A 17,590-nucleotide genomic window follows, 5' to 3' on the forward strand; every position below is an offset into this window, starting at 1 on the left:
AACGCTTGCTGGCCTCCATGGAGGGCGGTTATTCCACAGTAGAAGCCCCGGCGGACAGCTCCTTGGCGCCTGCACTCGACATTTACGCAAAAGTACTGGCTCATCCGCAGTTACAGGCATGGTTCGCCAGCAAAGGTCTGGAAATGTCTACCTTGACACTGCACCGCGACAGTATCAGCGGTTATGTCTACCGTGACGGTGTCCGTACGGCCGTAACATTCAGCACCACGGACAGCTCCAGATGGGGGCAGGCCAGCGTGAGGCTGCGCAGCATCAAAGATGTGTTGGACCCGGCCGACGAGGGGCTTCCTTACTTGCAGGCAGGTGAATCCTGGGTGCCCCATTCCTTGGTCTTGCAGGCCTTTGGCTTGCAACTTCCCGTCTTTACAGAGGACCGGGATGAGTTGTTGGCATCCTTGCGTACCTCCGGGCTGGTGATGCCTGCGCAGCAGTATCAGCAGCTCAGCGTCAGTCTTGAGCGCGTCCGGCAATCCGTTGGTGATCTGGATGAGCGCGCCTTCCTGGCGGACCAATTGGAGAGCGCCGTCAAGGACCTGCCTGACGATACTCCTTATGACTGGTCAACCCAGCCAGCGCAGTTGTCGGTGAGCACGCCACTGGCGGCGGGAGATGAGGTTGCACAGGCCCGGTTGAAACGCTTCAGTGAATCGCCGGCCGTGCAGGCATTGATCAAAGACCTGATATGGCCGGGCCAAGCGTTTCGTGTGTCCGAGGGGCGGTTCGAGCACAAGACCCCGGCAGGGGAGTGGATTGATCTCACCGCGTACATCACCCATGTTGCCGAACTTGACCAGGAATTTCGCCCGTTGGTCACCCTGAGCCACACCTGGGGGAACGCCTTGTACTCCACGCCTTACTGCGATATCCGCCAGTACCTGGATCACAAAGGGTTGGGTTCACCGCGCACCGCCGGTGAGACACGCAACGTGGTCCAGTGGTTACGCACCGCGACCTTGCCCCCCGTGCCGCCGTTGGGAAATTATGCCGCGCTGATGGCAAGGGAGTGGTCGCCTGGCCAATTGACTTCGGACGATAAAGCCATCCTTAAGGCCAGCGCCAGCCAGCGTTTTGGCGGCGAAGTTCCTCAGGGTTTTTACGATCTCAGCGAAATATCCGTGCAGGCATTGCAAGACAACCCTACTGAGCAGCTGGAAAAACTGCTGAACGGACGCGACGCCTTGGCCTTTGGCGAATCCTTGGCACGCGACTTGATATGGATGGATTCGCCGTTGCCCAAAGCGGTGAGCCAACAGTTGGTTCTCGCTGCGCTCGCACTGCACTCGGACGCCGAGGCACCCGCGAAGCCAGGCTTCATCGCGGGCTACAATGTTTATCAACCCGCGAATATGGGGCGCTCCTTCAGCGCGGTACGCCGCGATGTTGAACAGCACCTGCAAGACACACAAGGGCTCGATCCAAAACTCGCCGTGCTGGTGGCCCACATCGGCCTGGCGCAGGCCGCTCCCGAGTTTCTGGTGAGGGATGTGCCTCCATCCATCCGCGTCGGTACGCCTGCATGGGTGGAGCTACGCCTGGGGGCTGCGATGGCGGATCGCATAGCGCCCGGGACGTCCCGTGGAATGACTGAAGAGCAGGTCAGCGAGCTGACCACGCTGGCGCCTACCAGCGAGGCGCAGGCGTCATTGATGCAACTGCATGCGATGAAATTATTGCTGGATTGGGCGGTGCTCAACGGGGTCATTCCAGCGCTGATTGACGGGGAACACCCTCCAGAGGCGCTCAAGACCGCCAGCGAAGCGTTTTTCAAACAGCGCGAAGAGGTTAACACCGCCTTGAGCGCGGTGACGGCGATGCCGGATCGCAAAGCCATGGCAATCCAGGAGTTGCTAAAGGTATTTCCAGATTTCACGGCCAGCCAGTTGGAAGCGATGAAGGTAGTGATCGCCGACAGTGACGTATTGCGGAACATGCGCGTCTCCGAGCCGCGTACGCGTTCTCTGGTTGAAACGTACATGACCGGCGACTTGACGACGGGTAAGTGGGTGCTGACCCACGATATGCCGCAAACTGCGGTTCGTCCCCGGACTTCTCCCTATCAGCGGAGCCATGAAGTCATAGCGCCGCAAGAGAAACGCGATGCGTTGGATGCACGAATCCGCAAGTTGCCGATGCTGGACACCCTGCTGCAAACAGCGGTCAATGAGCACCGACAATCGCTCCAGACCGTCTATACCACGCGGCTCAAGCTGATGTTCTCCGAACTTTCATTGGAGGATCGCCAAATGTTGGAGCTGGGGACGGTCCAGTTGTACGGCATACGCGGGGAAACCGGGTTGCCCCCGGCCACGGAGACAGCCGCAGATCGGGCTGCGACTCGGGGTCGGCAAGGTACGCTGTTGCGCGCCGAACTGGATGGCAAGGTGAATTATTACGAAGTGTTTGCGAACGGCACGATCGTCAAGCGCAGCAATCTGCCAAAACAACTCAAATTGGGCGATGCCTCGGGTGGCAAATCCAACCCTATGGGCTTGAGTGGCATTTATGTGACCGCGTTTACGGGCGGATTCAGCCTGGGCGTGGACTATGAAGCCTACGCTAAAGGCACTGAAGCGAAGCCTGGTAGCACGTCCAAAGTCATTGTTGGAAAACTCGGTGGGCCTATCGCTGGCCGTTCACTTGCGGCCGGTGAGGCACTGGAAACCTACGTACCTGGCACTTATGCATCGTCGAAGATACACAGTATTGCGTCGCGTATTGCCGAGCTCAATTTCTATGAGGCCGATGACGCCATGCTTGCCCGGGCCAAAGGGAGTTTGCCCCTGGAAAAGCAACGCGAGGCGCTGGGGGCTGAAAAAGCAATTTTGCTCGGGCTGGTGCCATTTGTGGGCGCCTACCAGGAGTTTGCCACCGGCAATATCGGCAAGGGATTGTTCAACCTGGGGCTGGACCTGGTCGGGCTGGCCCTGGGCGCGGGAGGTCGGGCACGGGCGTTGATACGCGCGGGCAGATCAATCACGCACAACCCGCTGGGTGGCGCCCTTCGCAAGCTGGGCAGCGTAGTGCATCCCCTCGCGCCAAAAGTCGCCTGGGCTAAACCCGTGGAGAGCTTCGGTGATCGGGCATTCAACTTCATCAAGGCGTCGGCGCTTTTCACCAGTGCAGCCATGAACCCGGCGGATGGATATGGGCAACTGGTCAACTCTGCGCTCAAAGGCTTGATCAAACTACCGTTGCTGGCCAGTGGTGCGACGAGGCTTGGCAACGCGGCTCCTCATCTGATAACCGTCGAGGAGAAGTTGAGAAGTTTCTGGCTTGCTGGCGCATGGGACTCTAAAGCGCCGACTGCGTCGGCCGGTTCGTCCGGTGTGTATCAGGGGGTGCCGGTATCGGCGCAACGACACGGGGGCGATTGGTACGCGATCAATCCAAAAACGAATCAACCGTTTGGTACGCCATTGCGTGATTTCAGGCTGGGCGCTTGAGCCGCGTAGCGCTCGCCCGACAGCGTGGGCGAGCGCTACGACGGTCAGTTCAGGCCTAGCTTGCCACGCAGGGTCGACAGGTCTTCAGCCAGGGTATTGACTGGCCCCACCAAGGCCTTGCGGTCATTGTCCTTCACCTTGTCATAGGTCTCGAAACCACCGTCCTTGGTCTTGTACTTGGCCAGGATCTTGTCCACGGTGGCGAAGTTCTTGTCGACCTTGGCCAGGAAGGCCTTGTCTTGCTTCTCGATCTGGCCACGGAACAGGTCGACGATTTTCTTCGCGCCGTCGATATTGCCCTGGAAGTCATACAGGTCGGTGTGGCTGTAGCGGTCTTCTTCGCCGGAGATCTTGGTGGCGGCGACTTCTTCCAGCAATGCTGCGGCACCGCCCACGACTTTCTCAGGCGGGAAGGTCAGACCATCGACGCGGGTCTTGAGGTCGTTGACGTCGGTGTTGAGCTTGGCGGTCAGCGCTTCCAGGCCCTTGGTGGTGTTCTGCGAGAACAGCGCGTATTCGATACGGTGGAAGCCGGTGAAGTCTTCGGCGGTCACGCCTTTTTCGTGGTCGTCGACGCGGGAGTCGATGGACGCATCAAGGTCGCTGAACAGCTCGGCGATCGGCTCGATGGACTCATAGTGCACGCGGGTCGGTGCATAGAGCTTCTTGGCGGTGGCCAGGTCGCCTTTGTTGATGGCGTCAGTGAAGGCTTGGGTCTGGGTGACCAGCTCGCCGATTTCTTCGGTGACGTAGATTTTGTAGTCCGACACCGGCCCTACCAGGTCCAGCGGCGCGGTAGCGGCGAAGGCTGCCAGCGGCGAAAGGGTCAGCAATAACGACAACGCGATAGACGACTTTTTCATGGGACGATTTCCGCTCTGGGTTTGTTTTAGGTCTGGGCAGTGGTTTGAGGGTGCGTTGCAGTCAGCAGCGTGCGCCCGATGAAATCCTTCGGCCCCGTGACGCCCGGCAAGGTGAAGAAGTACCCGCCACCGACTGGCTTTAGGTATTCCTCCAGGGGCTCGCCATTGAGCCGGGTTTGCACGCTGATAAAGCCTTTCTCCAGGTCAGCCTGGTAGCAGATGAACAACAGCCCCATATCCAGCTGACCGTTTTTGTTGACGCCGTTGGAGTAGTTGAACGGCCGGCGCAGGATCAGGTTGGCCTGAGTCTGCGGGGTGCGCGGGTTGGCCAGGCGGATGTGGGCATCGAGCTTGGTCACTTTGCCTTCGGGGTCCTTGCTGTAGTCGGGCACCTGGGTCTCTTTGTCGCCGTCCATGGGCGCACCGGTCGGCTTGATGCGGCCGATGATGCTCTCCTGTTCTTGCAGCGGGGTACGGTCCCAGCGCTCGACGAAGTTGCGGATGATGCGCACGGCCTGATAACTGCCGTTGGCCGCCCAGGCCGGTTCGTCGCTGCCCGGTTGTACCCACACAATCTGGTCCATGGCCTTGGCATCGTTGGAGTTCGGGTTGGCCGAACCGTCACGAAAACCCAGGAAGTTGCGCGCGCTTTGCGCAGGCTCGCCGGGTTTGCTCGGTGCCTGGGGCGGCACGCTGCCTTCCTGCTTCCAGCGCACCAGCAGCAAGTCCGGAAGATTCTTCACGATGTCGCGCAGGGCGTGGATATTGGTGTCCGGCGTGTTGGAGCTGAATTGCAGGCTCAGGTCGCCGTGGCACTGCGCCGGTTCCAGTGCATCGTTGGGGAAGCCAACCATGCGGCTCAGGCGCTTGGGCTTGACTGCGGTGAGGCCGAAGCGCTCATCGAACAGTGATTCTCCGACGGACACGGTAATGGTCAGGTTGTCCGGCGTGACCACCGGGCCGAGGATGCCGGAGTCGGTCGGCGGCAGTTTCGGGTCGACTTGCGGCACGGTGCCGCCGGTCATCAGGAAGGCGATGCGTTCGTTCAAGGTGCGGAACAGGCGCTCCAGGTCTTCACGATCACTGGCCAGTACGTCGAACGCCACGAGCATGCCGCAGGCTGGGCGCGGCGTGACGATACCGCTCTGGTGCTTGCCAAAAAAATCGTGGTGGTCCTGGGTCTTGTCGCTGCGCGGTGCGGTGGTGACTTGTTCGGCGGCCATGGCCGGGCAGGTCAGGGTGCTGCCGGCAATGGCGGCGCCGGTGGCGGCCATGCCCAGCAGGACACGGCGGCGAGTAAGGTCAAATTGTTCTGAATCACTCATGTTTGCGGTCGTCTTCACTGCAGGCCGGAGAGGCCAAGGGCGGGGTCGATTCCATCGAGTGCAGCGGCCAGAGCCTTGGCCTTGTCGGCGATCTGCTTGCGCTGATCGGCGGTTACGCTGTCGTAGCGGCGGTACTGGCCGTCGACTTTCAATTCGTTGAGTTGGCTGTCGAAGGCCGTGAGAGCGCTGTCGACTTTAGGCAGCAGGTCTGCGGCAGACTTGGTCAGCAAAGGGCGCATCAGGTCGACGACTTTGTGGGCGGCCTCCAGGTTGGCGGCGAAACCATTCAGGTCGACGTGGCTGTAGCGCTCTTCTTCACCGCTGATGGCACGTACATCGGCCAGGCTGTTGAGGTTGCGCACCACAATGCTGACCAACTGCTCCGGCGGCAGCGACTGGGCGAGCAGTTGTTGCTTGAGGGTGGTGACGTCGGTCAGCAGGCGCTGAGCAACCGGCGCCAAGCCATCGAGACTGCGTTGCTGGAACAGGCTGTATTCCAGGCGATGGAAGCCGCTGAAGGCCGGGTCCTGCTCGCGCTTTTCAAAGTAGTCGGCGCGGGCGTTGATCGCGTTGTCCAGCTCGGCCAGGCGTTGCGATGCGGGGGCCAGGCGTTGGTAAGCCTCGCGCGCCGGAACATAGAGCGCTTGAGCCTGGGCCAGTTCGCCGGCGTCGACGGCCTGTTGCAAGGCGGTGACGGCCTTGATCAATGCGCTGCCTTGGCTGCTCAGGTACACGCGGAATTCCGACAGTGGCCCGATAAACGCCACCATCGACGGCTTGGCCTTGGCTTGCTCATCGGACTCGGCGGTCGGCGTTACGTGCAAGGTGCCGCGCGGGTTGCTCAGCAGGCCGCAGGTGATCGCGTAGTCGCCGGGCAGCAGGTTAGCGTTGATCACCTGGCTCAGGCCGGGGGCGATATTTTCGCGCTCTTCGACCACTAGCACGCCGTCGAGGATTTCCCATTCCACCGCACGGTCGGAGCGGTTGATGATGCGAAAGCTGGCGCGGCCGGCGGGCACGGTCAGCTCATTCGGTTCGCAGGCGTGGCCATGGATGGTCACGGCGATTTCATTGTGGTTGGTCTGGCGCTTGCTGGCCGCCAGTTGCGAGGCGTAATAGAACAGGCCTCCGGCGGCGATCATCACGACCACCGAGCCCGCCACGGCCCAGCGCAGGGCGCGGGGTGGCGAGGACGGTTGAGGAGTAGGGTTGGACAAGAGGCGGTCCTTACTGGTTGGCAACAGAAGAAGGTGAGGCGGCAGGCTTGGACGGTGCGGTGGGCAGGAAGAACATTACCAGGGCTACCACCAGGTAAATGAGGTAGGCGCCGAGGGTGCTGATGGTGGGCGCTTCCTGATAGCCGAACATCCCGGCCAGCACCGAGCCCAACGGGCTGTCCATGGGCAGCGCGGCGCTGAAGTCGAACAGCACGGTTTGCAGGTGATTCCATACCCCCGCTTCGTGCAGGGCTTGCACCGAATTGGCCAGGATGCCGGCGGCCACCACGAGGATAAACAAGCCGGTCCAGCGGAAAAACGCGCCCAGGTTCAGGCGCATGCTGCCGGTGTAGATCAGGAAACCGACGATGATCGCCAGGATCAAGCCGAGCAGGGCGCCAATCGGCGCGCCTGGGCCTTCACTCTGTTGGAACACGGCCAGCAGGAAGAACACGGTTTCCAGGCCTTCGCGGGCCACGGCGAAAAACACCATGAGGATCAGCGCGGTGACCTGGTGCTTGGAACCGGCCAACGCGTGATCGAGAGATTCGTGCAGGGAATGCTTGATGGAACGCGCCACCTTGCGCATCCAGAACACCATGGAGCTGAGGATGCCCACGGCGACCAGGCCGACGATGCCTTCGAACAATTCCTGTTGTTTTTGCGGGAACTCGGCGCTGACCAGTTCCAGGCCACCACCGACCAACAGGGCCAGTGCGGCGGCGAGAAATACACCGATCCATACGGCCGGCATCCACTGGCCACGGCCGGTCTGTTGCAGGTAGCTGGCGATAATGCCAACGATCAATGCGGCTTCAATGCCTTCGCGCAGCATGATGAGGAAAGGAACGAGCATTCGGCACCGCGTGACAACTAGATAGGGTGCTAAGTTGTAACATAATGATACTCATTGCTAAACAACAATTCTTGACGTTTGCTGAACAGTGGCTGAACGGTGGTGGCAAAGCGCATCCGCCCTTATGATGCGTGCCATTCTTTGCGCAGCTCTGGATACGCGGTCCACCATGTCGGAAAAAGACACCATCTCTATTCACCTTGTGCGCGAAGCCTTGCTGCAAAGCTGCGCGCCTGGGGCGACGAGTGCCGAAGTGCTGCACAAAGCCGGGATTGACCCGCAGTGGCTGGCCGAGCCTGCCGCGCGGGTTTCGGCCACCACCTACGCACGGCTGTGGCGTCTTTTGGCACGGCGCACCGATGATGAGTTCTTCGGTATGGACCCGCGCAAGCTCAGGTCCGGCAGCCTGGCGTTTCTCTGCCGCGCTGCAATGGCGCAGCCAACGCTTGCCACCGCCCTGGAGGCCGGGCTGGAGTTCCTGTCACTGATGCTGGAGCGACTGCCCGCTGAGTTGGTGCGTCAACAAAGTCTGGCGGAGATCGTATTGGTCGAGCCCGAGGCTGAACCTAATCGGGCCTTCACTTACTTCACTTACTGGATGATCGTCCACGGTGTCGCGTGCTGGTTGGCAGGGCGACGGATTCCAATCCTGGCGATTGAGCTGCGCTGCGCAAAGCCGGAATTCTGTCACGACTACCAGGTGATGTTTTCCGACAACCTGCGTTTCGACCGACCCCGCACGCGGATGATCTTCTCTGCCGACTGCCTGGACCTGCCGATCAAGCGCACCCCGGAAGAACTCAAGCGTTTCCTGGCCCATGCACCGGCTAATATCCTGGTCAAGTACCGCGACCCCGACAGCTTCGCCACGCGGATCAAACACGATTTACGCCAAATGCCCCCCGAAACCTGGCCGGAAACCGAAGGCCTCGCGGTCAGCCTGTGCATCTCGGCCTCAACCTTGCGCCGTCGCCTGGCAGAAGAAGGGCAGACCTATCAGGGGCTCAAGGACAGCGTGCGTAAGGAATTGGCGATTGTGTGGTTGGCGGAGCCGCAGATCAGCTTTGCCGAGATTGCGGCGCGGCTGGGGTTTGCTGATACGAGTTCGTTTTATAAGGCGTTTCGTAAGTGGGCGGGGTCGAATCCAGGGCATTACCGGAGTTTGATTCTGGGTGAAGCTGGTTAATCAAGGACCAAAAAAAGCCCCGTGACCGAATGGATCACGGGGCAAAAAATTGGCTGGATGCGACCAACCAAAGGAGCTCTTTACATCACTTGGCGCTGGCGACCACCGTATCCGGCTGCCAGCCACCGCCCAACGCCTTGTAGATCGCGACAATGCCGCGATACAAGTCCACTTCGGCCTGGGCCTGGGAGTCTTCGGCGGCCAGGCGTTCACGTTGCGCGTCGAGCAATACCAGGAAGTCCACGGTGCCTTCGCGATAGCGGATCGCGGCCAGGTCGGCGGCGGCGCGGCTGGATTCGCTTTGGCGAATCAGAGAAACCAAACGTTGCTGGCGCTTGCCGTAGTCGCTGAAGGCGTTCTCGGACTCTTCCAGCGCCAACAACACTTGCTGCTCGTAGGTTGCCAGGGCGCCATCTGCCTCGGCATCGGCGCCGCGCAAACGGGCGCGCACGCTGCCCAGGTCGAAGGCTGCCCAGGTGATGCTTGGGCCCAGGGCCCAGGCATTCGCGGCGGACGAGCCGATCTGCGAACCACGCCCAGCGGTGAAGCCGAGGAAGCCGCTGAGGCTGACCCGTGGGAACAGGTCGGCCTTGGCCACGCCGATACGCGCGGTGGCGGCGGCCAGTTTGCGTTCGGCGCTGAGGATGTCCGGGCGACGTTGCAGCAGTTGCCCTGGATCGCCGATCGGCAACGCCTTGGCAATCGCCGGCAGGTCTTTAGGGCCCAGGTCGACGGTCAGCTTGTCCGGACGCTGGCCGAGGAGGGTGGCGATGCGGTTACGCTCGCGCACTTGTTCGGCCTGTAGTTGCGGCACGCTGGCTTCGACTGCCGCGAGGCGTGCGTCGGCACGCTCCACGTCGAGTTGGTCGCCCACACCGGCATCCCGCAGGCTGACCGTGATGGTGCGCGATTCCTGCTGGTTCTTCAGGTTGTCCAGGGCAATGCGTTCACGCAGTTGCACGCCACGCAATTGGCCATAGGCGTCCACCAGTTCGGCAATCATGGTGACTTGCAGCTGGTACAAGTCAGCCTCGGCGGCTTGCTGGTCGGCGTCGGTGGCTTCCAGGTTGCGCTGGATGCGGCCGAACAGGTCCAGTTCCCAGGCCATGTCCAGGCCGAGGTCGTAACGCTCGGTCTTGACGCGGCTAGTGGTCTGGCCCGGGATCTGGCCTTTGCCCTGGTCACTGCTGACCCGGCTGGTGATGGTCGGCATGGCGTCATTGCTGGCGTCATCGCGGATCGCACGGGCCGCCCGCAGGCGGGCAAAGGCGACGCGTAGATCACGGTTGCCCTGCAGCGACTGGGTCACCAACTGGTTGAGGGTCGGGTCTTCGAACTGCTGCCACCAGATGCCTTCGAACTTGGCGTGGTCATACTGCTTGGCATCGGCAGCGGCCGTGATGTTGGCCGCCTCCGGGGTCTGGGCTTTGTAGTCCGGGCCTACGGCACAGGCGCTCAGTGCCAGTACCAGCAAGCTCGGCAGGAATACTTTCACACTCATTGCTGTGTCTCCAGCTTCAAGGCCTTGGCCGCTTTGCGTGCCTCTTGGCGCTCCACATAGCGACGGATCAGTACGTAGAACACTGGCGTCAGCAACAGACCGAAGAAGGTCACACCGATCATCCCGGAGAACACCGCCACGCCCATGGCATGACGCATCTCGGCACCCGCACCGCTGGACAACACCAGTGGCACCACACCCATGATGAAGGCGAACGAGGTCATCAGGATCGGCCGCAGACGCAGACGGCAGGCTTCCAGTACCGCAGCGAGCGGGTCGAGGCCTTCTGCCTGTTTGTCCTTGGCGAACTCGACGATCAGAATCGCGTTCTTACACGCCAGGCCCACCAGTACGATCAAGCCGATCTGGGTGAAAATGTTGTTGTCGCCACCCGAGATGATCACCCCGGTAATCGCCGACAGCAGGGTCATCGGTACGATCAGGATCACCGCCAATGGCAGGCTCCAGCTTTCGTATTGGGCGGCCAGTACCAGGAACGCCAGCAGTACGCAGAGCGGGAACACGAACAGTGCGGTGTTGCCCGAGAGGATTTGCTGATAAGTCAGGTCGGTCCACTCGTAGGTCATGCCGTTGGGCAGTTCTTCTTTCAGCAGTTTCTCGATCGCCGCTTCAGCCTGGCCCGAGCTGTAGCCCGGTGCAGCGTTGCCGTTGATTTCTGCGGTGATGAAGCCGTTGTAGTGCATCACGCGGTCCGGCCCGGAGGTGTCGCTGACCTTGATGAAGGTCGCCAGCGGGATCATCTCGCCTTTGTTGTTGCGCACTTTCAACTGGCCGATCTGGTCTTCGTCCAGGCGGAACTGCTGCTCAGCCTGCACGTTGACCTGGTAGGTCCGGCCGAAGCGGTTGAAGTCGTTGGCATACAACGAGCCCAAGTAGATCTGCAGGGTGTCGAAGATGTCGCTGATCGCCACGCCGTGGGTCTTGGCCTTTTCACGGTCGATGGCGGCATCGACCTGGGGCACGTTGACCGTGTAGCTGGTGAACAGGCCGAACAGTTCCGGCGTGGTGCGGCTCTTGGTGATGATGTTCTGCACTTCTTTGTACAGCTCGTCGTAACCCAGGTTGCCACGGTCTTCGATCTGCAGGCGGAAACCACCAATCGTACCCAGGCCCTGTACCGGCGGCGGTGGGAAGATCGCCATGTAGGCTTCCTGGATGCTGCTGTACTTGCCGTTCAGTGCACCGGCAATCGCTCCGGCAGACATGCTCGGGTCTTTACGCTCGTCGAACGGTTTCAAGGTCACGAACACGATGCCGCTGTTCGGGCTGTTGGTGAAACCGTTGATCGACAGGCCTGGGAAGGCCACGGCGGCTTCCACGCCCGGCTGTTTCAGCGCGATGTCGGACATGCGCTTGATCACGTCTTCGGTGCGGTCCAGGCTTGCGGCGTCCGGCAATTGGGCGAAGGCCACCAGGTATTGCTTATCCTGGGCCGGTACGAAACCGGTCGGGGTGTGGGCAAAGCCCAGCCAGGTCAGGACCATCAGGCCGGCGTACAGGAACAGCGCAATACCACTGCCACGGATCACGCGGCGCACGGTGCCGACATAACCATGGCTGGCCTTGTCAAAGAAGCGGTTGAACGGTTTGAACAACCAGCCGCCCAGCAACTTGTCGAGGAACTTGGAGAAACCATCCTTCGGCGCGTTGTGGCTCTTGAGCAATACCGCAGCCAGGGCAGGGGACAGGGTCAGTGAGTTGAACGCCGAGATCACCGTCGAGATCGCAATGGTCAAGGCGAACTGCTTATAGAACTGCCCGGTCAAGCCGCTGATGAAGGCCGCAGGCACGAACACCGCACACAGCACCAACGCGGTGGCGATGATCGGGCCGGTCACTTCGCTCATGGCTTTTTCAGTGGCCGGGAACGGTTCCAATCCCAGCTCGATGTTCCGCTCGACGTTCTCCACCACCACGATGGCGTCGTCCACCACGATACCGATCGCCAATACCAGGCCGAACAGCGACAGCGCGTTGAGCGAGAAGCCGAACAGGTGCATCACCGCAAACGTACCGATCAACGATACCGGCACCGCCACCAAGGGAATGATCGAGGCGCGCCAGGTCTGCAGGAACAGGATCACCACCAGCACCACCAGGATCAACGCTTCGAACAGGGTGTGCACCACCGCTTCGATGGAGCCGCGCACGAAGATGGTCGGGTCATAGACGATGCTGTAGTCCATGCCTTGCGGGAAGCTCTTTTTCAGCTCCTCCATTTTGCCGCGCACTTCGTTGGAGATCTCGATCGCGTTGGAGCCAGGGCGCTGGAAGATCGGGATCGCCACGGCCGGCTGGTTGTTCAGCAACGAACGCAGGGCGTATTGGCTGGAGCCCAGCTCCACCCGTGCGATGTCTTTGAGGCGGGTGATTTCACCGTTATCGCCGGAGCGAATAATGATGTTCTCGAACTCTTCCTCGGTCACCAGGCGACCTTGGGTGTTCACCGACAACTGGAACGCAGTGGCGGTCGGGGCAGGTTGTGCACCCAGGGCACCGGCGGCGACTTGGCGGTTCTGCTCACGGATTGCCGTCACCACGTCAGTGGCCGTCAGGTTGCGCGAAGCGGTCTTGTTCGGGTCCAGCCAAACACGCAGGGAGTAGTCGCCCATACCGAACAGTTGCACGTCACCCACACCGCCCAGACGCGCCAACTCATCCTTCACATTGAGCAAGGCGTAGTTGGACAGGTACAGCATGTCGTAGCGCTGATCCGGGGAGGTCAAGTGCACCACCATGGTCAGGTCGGGGGAGGCCTTGTCCACGGTGATACCGATGCGCGTCACTTCCTCAGGCAGTTTCGGCTGAGTCCGGGTCACGCGGTTTTGCACTTGCACCTGCGCGTTGTCCAGGTCGGTGCCCAAGGCGAAGGTGATGGTCAGGGTCAGCTTGCCGTCGGCGGTCGACTGCGAGGACATGTACAGCATGTTCTCGACGCCGGTGATGGCTTGCTCCAGCGGCGCGGCCACGGTTTCACCGATGACCTTGGGGTTGGCGCCCGGGAAGTTGGCGCGCACCACGACAGTCGGCGGCACCACTTCCGGGTATTCGCTGATCGGCAGTTGGAACAGCGAAATTGCACCGGCGATCAGGATCAGCAGCGAAAGCACCGCTGCGAAGATCGGCCGCGAAATGAAGAACTTGGAAAAATTCATCTTGAGTCGTATCCCTTAACCGCGTGGAGTCGCAGCGCTGGCAAGTTTCGGCGCGGCTTTATCCGGCGCCACTTGTTCCAGGTTGCTGGCTTCAAGCGCTTGTCGTTGTTGGGCCAAGGCGGCGAGGGTTTCCTTGCTGGCCATCGGAATGGTTTCCGGAGCGACCGGCGATCCTGGGCGCACGCGTTGCAGGCCCTTGACGATAATGGTGTCTTCTTTGTTGAGGCCGCTGCGCACGATGCGCAAGCCTTCGATTTTCGGCCCCAGTTCTACCGAGCGATACGCCGGCTTGTCGCCTTCCATCACCAATACGAACTTCTTGCCGAGGTCGGTGCCGACGGCTTCGTCGTTGATCAACACGGCGGAGTAGGTGCCGCTGCCGACCAGCTTCAGGCGGGCGTACAGGCCAGGGGTGTATTCGCCCTTGCTGTTATCGAACACGGCGCGACCACGGATGGTGCCGGTGGCCGGGTTGACCTGGTTGTCGACGAAGTTCATCTGGCCCAGGTGCGGGTTGCCGGTTTCGTTGGACAGGCCCAGGTACACCGGGGTGGTCGCACCGCGACGGCCTTGGCGAGCCAGTTCGGTGTACTTGAGGAACACACGTTCATCGGCATCGAAGTAGGCGTAGACCTTGTCGGTGGAGACCACACTGGTCAGCGCGGTGACATCAGCGGTCACCAAGTTGCCGGCGGTGATTTCGGCACGGCTGACACGGCCGCTGATCGGCGACGTGACGCGGGTGAAGCTCAGGTTCAGCTTGGCCAGGTCCAACTGCGCCTGGATCCCGGCGACAGCGGCGCGGGCTTCCTGAGCGGCGGTGGTGCGCGAGTCGGCCAGTTCGGCGGAAATCGCATTGCTCTGGCGCAGGCGTTCGCCACGCTGGGCTTCGTTATCGCTACGGGTGGCGGCGGCGCGGGTTTGTTGCAACTGAGCTTCAAGGCGACGCACTTCAGCCTGGAACGGACGCGGGTCGATCTGGAACAGCAGGTCGCCTTTCTTGACCAAAGCGCCTTCGGTGAAAGCGACTTGGTCAATCTGGCCAGAGACCCGAGGACGGATCTGCACGGTTTCCGGGGCTTCCAGACGACCGGAGAACTCATCCCACTCGTTGACCGGTTGTTCCAGCACCTTGGCCACGCTGACTTTGGCAGCTGGCATGGCGGCCGCTTGTTCCGGGGTCTTGCCGCACGCGCTCATCACCACCACGGCCAAAATCGCCAGGGGGAAGCGCAAATGTTTGAGTGACTGTTCCATGAGGTGCATCCGCCAATGTATTTGAGATGGGCGGATCATGCGCGGCGATGTGCTATGTCACGAATCGAATGAAGCAAAGGTAACTATCATTCGGAATGATATAAGCGCGAGATTAGCCCTCTAGCATGGGGGTTTCGTTAGGAGGTTATCAATGGGCTTGATGGCAAAGGACTGTTGCAAGGACTGCAAGGAACTCGCGCGCTCGCCGGTGTTCTCGCGAGCGCGTCCTTGATTATGCCGCCCTTGTGGCGACGTGTCGGCCAGGGATCGCAGCAATCAATTCACGGGTGTATTCGTTGGCGGGGTGGTTGAAGATCCGCTCCACGCTGCCTTGTTCGACTACCTTGCCATTGCGCAACACCAGCACCTCATGTGCAAAGTTGGCCACCACCGAGAGGTCATGGGACACCAGCACATACGCAATGCCCATCTCCCGTTGCAACTCTTCCAGCAAATCAAGAATGTGCGCCTGCACGGATACATCGAGCGCACTCACCGGCTCATCCAGCAGCAACAGGCCCGGCTTCAACGCCAGGGCCCGGGCGATGGCGACGCGTTGGCATTGGCCGCCGGACAGTTCGCGCGGCAGGCGGTCAAGGTAGCTGGCTGGCAGGTGAACGCGGGAAATCAATTCGCGGGCGGCCTGTTCCAGCGCGGGCCCTTTGAGCAGCCCGAACGACACCAACGGCTCGACGATGCTATCGAACACCGTGAAACGCGGGTCCAGCGCGGCAAATGGGTTTTGTTGCACCAGTTGCAGGCGCTGGCGCAGCGGGCGGAAGTCGCGCCAGCTCAGGTGCGTGACATCCTGTTGTTCGAACCAGACCTGGCCTTGGCTCGGTTTCTCAAGGCCCAGGGCGATGCGCAACGCGGTGCTTTTGCCCGAGCCTGATTCGCCGACGATGGCCAAGGTCTGGCCGGGGTATACCTCCAGGCTCAGGTTTTCCAGGGCCACGAATGTGTTGTCTTCACCCTTGACCTTGGGCAAGGCGAACGTCTTGCCGACGTTTTTGAGGCTCAGGATGGGCTCTATCATCGGGTCGATATGAATCAGCGGTTCCCGCCGCTTTGCGAAAGCAGGAGCGGCGGCGATCAGTGCGCGGGTGTAGTCGTGTTGCGGCGCGTCGAGAATCTGCCGCGGCGCGCCCTGTTCGACCAGTTCGCCTTGTTGCATCACCAGGATTCGGTCGGCGCGGTCGCTGGCCACGCCCAGGTCGTGGGTGATGATCAGCAGCGAAATCCCACGCTCGCTGACCAGGCGTTGCAGGTGGTCGAGGATCTTGCGCTGCACGGTGACGTCGAGGGCGCTGGTGGGCTCGTCGGCGATGATCAGGCGCGGGTTGCCGGCCAGGGCAATGGCGATCAACACGCGTTGGCGCATGCCGCCGGACAGTTCATGGGGATACTGGCGTGCGCGCAGCACGGGGTTGTCGATACCCACCTGTTGCAGCAGCTCGACAATGTCTGCATCCACAGCCGGGTAGCGTTTGCCCTTGGCCAGAATCAGCGCCTCGGCGATTTGCTGGCCCACGCGCAGCGTGGGGTTGAGGCTGACCATCGGGTCCTGGGGCACCAGGCCGATGGTGCGGCCGCGCAAGGCACGCTTTTGGCGTTCGCTGGCGTGGGTCAGGTCTTGGCCGTCTACCCACAGTTGGCCGGCGGTGATCTGCGCACTGTCCGGCAATAAACCCAGGATAGCGTTGGCCAGGGTCGATTTACCCGAGCCGGACTCGCCGACAATCGCCACGGTCTCGCCCTGGGCGACGCGCAAGGACAGGCGATTGACCGCCGTGTTGCCGTGCCGATAGCGGACACTGAGTTGGCGAATATCCACTAAAGCATTCATCGCTGGGTTTCCTCGAAGGTGCGGGCGATATGGTTGAGACTGAACACCACGGCCACCAGGAACAGGCCTGGTAGCAGGGACACCCACGGGGCGGTGATCAGGAAGTGTCGGCCGTTGGCAATCAGCGTGCCCCATTCGGCGGCGGGCGGCGCGGCGCCGAAACCGAGAAAGCTAAGGCCGGCGGTGGCGAGGATGGCGGCGCCAAAGTCCAGGGTTGCCAGCACCGCCACCGGCCCCCAGGCATTGGGCAGGATGTGTCGCAGCAGGGTGCGTCCCCAACTTGCGCCGCCCAGGCGCGCGGCCTCGACGTACGGCAGCGTCTTGACCCGCAGCACCTCAGCGCGGGTAGTACGGGCGAACCCTGGAACAATGCCGATACCCACGGCAATCGCCACTGGTACCGTGCCGAAGCCGATGGCTGTGACAATCGCCAGGGCCAGCAGCAGGCCGGGCAAGGCCAATAGCACATCGACGAAGCGCATGATCACTGCGTCAACGCGGCCACCGGCAAAGCCCGACAGAATGCCCAGGCCCAGGCCACCCAAGAGGGCGATGCCCACGGCTAGAAACGCCGACAGCACCGAGAGGCTTGAGCCAAACACCACGCGGGTATAGAGGTCGCGTCCCAGCTCATCGGTGCCAAACCAGTGGATCAAATTCGGCGCACGCAGCTTGTCGACGGGCGACGTGGCGTAGGGGTCGAAACTGCTCAACAGGTGCGGTGCGATGGCCGCCACCAATGAAAACACCACGACCAGCAGCGCCAGACTAAACCCCGGCCGCCGCAACAGGGGCAGCAGCGTCGCCGTCACGCGTTGCAGGCGGCTGCGGCGGCGCCACAGCCCAGGGCTAGCGGACATGGTTTTGCGGCCCAGGTTCTGCTCAAGCATGTTCATGGT

General features: G+C 61.5%; 11 protein-coding genes. 2 read left to right on the forward strand and 9 right to left on the reverse strand.

Translation table 11 applies throughout. The features are described 5' to 3' along the window. Positions 1-5 precede the first annotated feature (5 nt). Positions 6-3,464 carry a hypothetical protein gene (locus tag U367_RS0105630; protein ID WP_028616055.1) on the forward strand — a complete coding sequence of 1,153 codons (3,459 nt, stop codon included), beginning with the start codon at positions 6-8 and terminating at the stop codon, positions 3,462-3,464. 44 nt (positions 3,465-3,508) lie between these two features. Here the strand turns inward: U367_RS0105630 and efeO (U367_RS0105635) are convergent, their stop codons facing one another. Genes efeO (U367_RS0105635) through efeU form a run of 4 tightly spaced genes read right to left on the reverse strand, consistent with a single transcriptional unit; the run spans position 3,509 to position 7,725 of the window. Further along, positions 3,509-4,327, reverse strand: coding sequence for an iron uptake system protein EfeO (gene efeO, locus U367_RS0105635; protein ID WP_028616056.1), 819 nt, complete (start codon positions 4,325-4,327; stop codon positions 3,509-3,511). 26 nt (positions 4,328-4,353) lie between these two features. Next, positions 4,354-5,652, reverse strand: a complete 1,299-nt coding sequence (gene efeB, locus U367_RS0105640) for an iron uptake transporter deferrochelatase/peroxidase subunit (protein WP_028616057.1) — start codon at positions 5,650-5,652, stop codon at positions 4,354-4,356. A gap of 14 nt (positions 5,653-5,666) precedes the next feature. After that, positions 5,667-6,869, reverse strand: a complete 1,203-nt coding sequence (efeO, locus tag U367_RS0105645; protein WP_028616058.1) for an iron uptake system protein EfeO — start codon at positions 6,867-6,869, stop codon at positions 5,667-5,669. A 10-nt stretch (positions 6,870-6,879) separates the two neighbouring features. After that, positions 6,880-7,725: an iron uptake transporter permease EfeU gene (efeU, locus tag U367_RS0105650; protein ID WP_028616059.1), complete on the reverse strand. Its 846-nt coding sequence runs from the start codon at positions 7,723-7,725 to the stop codon at positions 6,880-6,882. Between the two features lie 169 nt (positions 7,726-7,894). Here efeU and U367_RS0105655 point away from each other — a divergent pair, with 169 nt between their 5' ends. Beyond that, the gene (locus U367_RS0105655) at positions 7,895-8,911 is read left to right on the forward strand and encodes an AraC family transcriptional regulator (RefSeq protein WP_028616060.1); all 1,017 of its coding nucleotides are present in this window, start codon (positions 7,895-7,897) and stop codon (positions 8,909-8,911) included. An 85-nt stretch (positions 8,912-8,996) separates the two neighbouring features. Here the strand turns inward: U367_RS0105655 and U367_RS0105660 are convergent, their stop codons facing one another. From U367_RS0105660 to U367_RS0105680, 5 genes are all read right to left on the reverse strand, one after another. Further along, the gene (locus U367_RS0105660; protein ID WP_028616061.1) at positions 8,997-10,412 is read right to left on the reverse strand and encodes an efflux transporter outer membrane subunit; all 1,416 of its coding nucleotides are present in this window, start codon (positions 10,410-10,412) and stop codon (positions 8,997-8,999) included. Further along, on the reverse strand, positions 10,409-13,588 hold the full coding sequence (locus U367_RS0105665; protein ID WP_028616062.1) for an efflux RND transporter permease subunit: 3,180 nt from the start codon (positions 13,586-13,588) through the stop codon (positions 10,409-10,411). The genes U367_RS0105660 and U367_RS0105665 overlap by 4 nt, the downstream gene beginning before the upstream one ends. Before the next feature lie 15 nt (positions 13,589-13,603). Continuing rightward, positions 13,604-14,845 (reverse strand): multidrug efflux RND transporter periplasmic adaptor subunit MexE, encoded by a 1,242-nt coding sequence (gene mexE / locus U367_RS0105670; RefSeq protein ID WP_028616063.1) that lies wholly within the window; start codon positions 14,843-14,845, stop codon positions 13,604-13,606. Positions 14,846-15,077: 232 nt separating this feature from the next. After that, entirely contained in the window at positions 15,078-16,691 is a 1,614-nt protein-coding gene (locus tag U367_RS0105675) for a dipeptide ABC transporter ATP-binding protein (protein WP_028616064.1), read from the reverse strand. Then, a complete protein-coding gene (locus tag U367_RS0105680; RefSeq protein WP_028616065.1) occupies positions 16,688-17,587 on the reverse strand; it encodes an ABC transporter permease in 900 nt (299 codons plus the stop codon). Before U367_RS0105680 ends, U367_RS0105675 begins: the two co-directional genes overlap by 4 nt. Between the last annotated feature and the right edge of the window lie 3 nt (positions 17,588-17,590).

It is taken from the genome of Pseudomonas canadensis, assembly GCF_000503215.1.
GTDB classification, from domain to species: domain Bacteria; phylum Pseudomonadota; class Gammaproteobacteria; order Pseudomonadales; family Pseudomonadaceae; genus Aquipseudomonas; species Aquipseudomonas canadensis.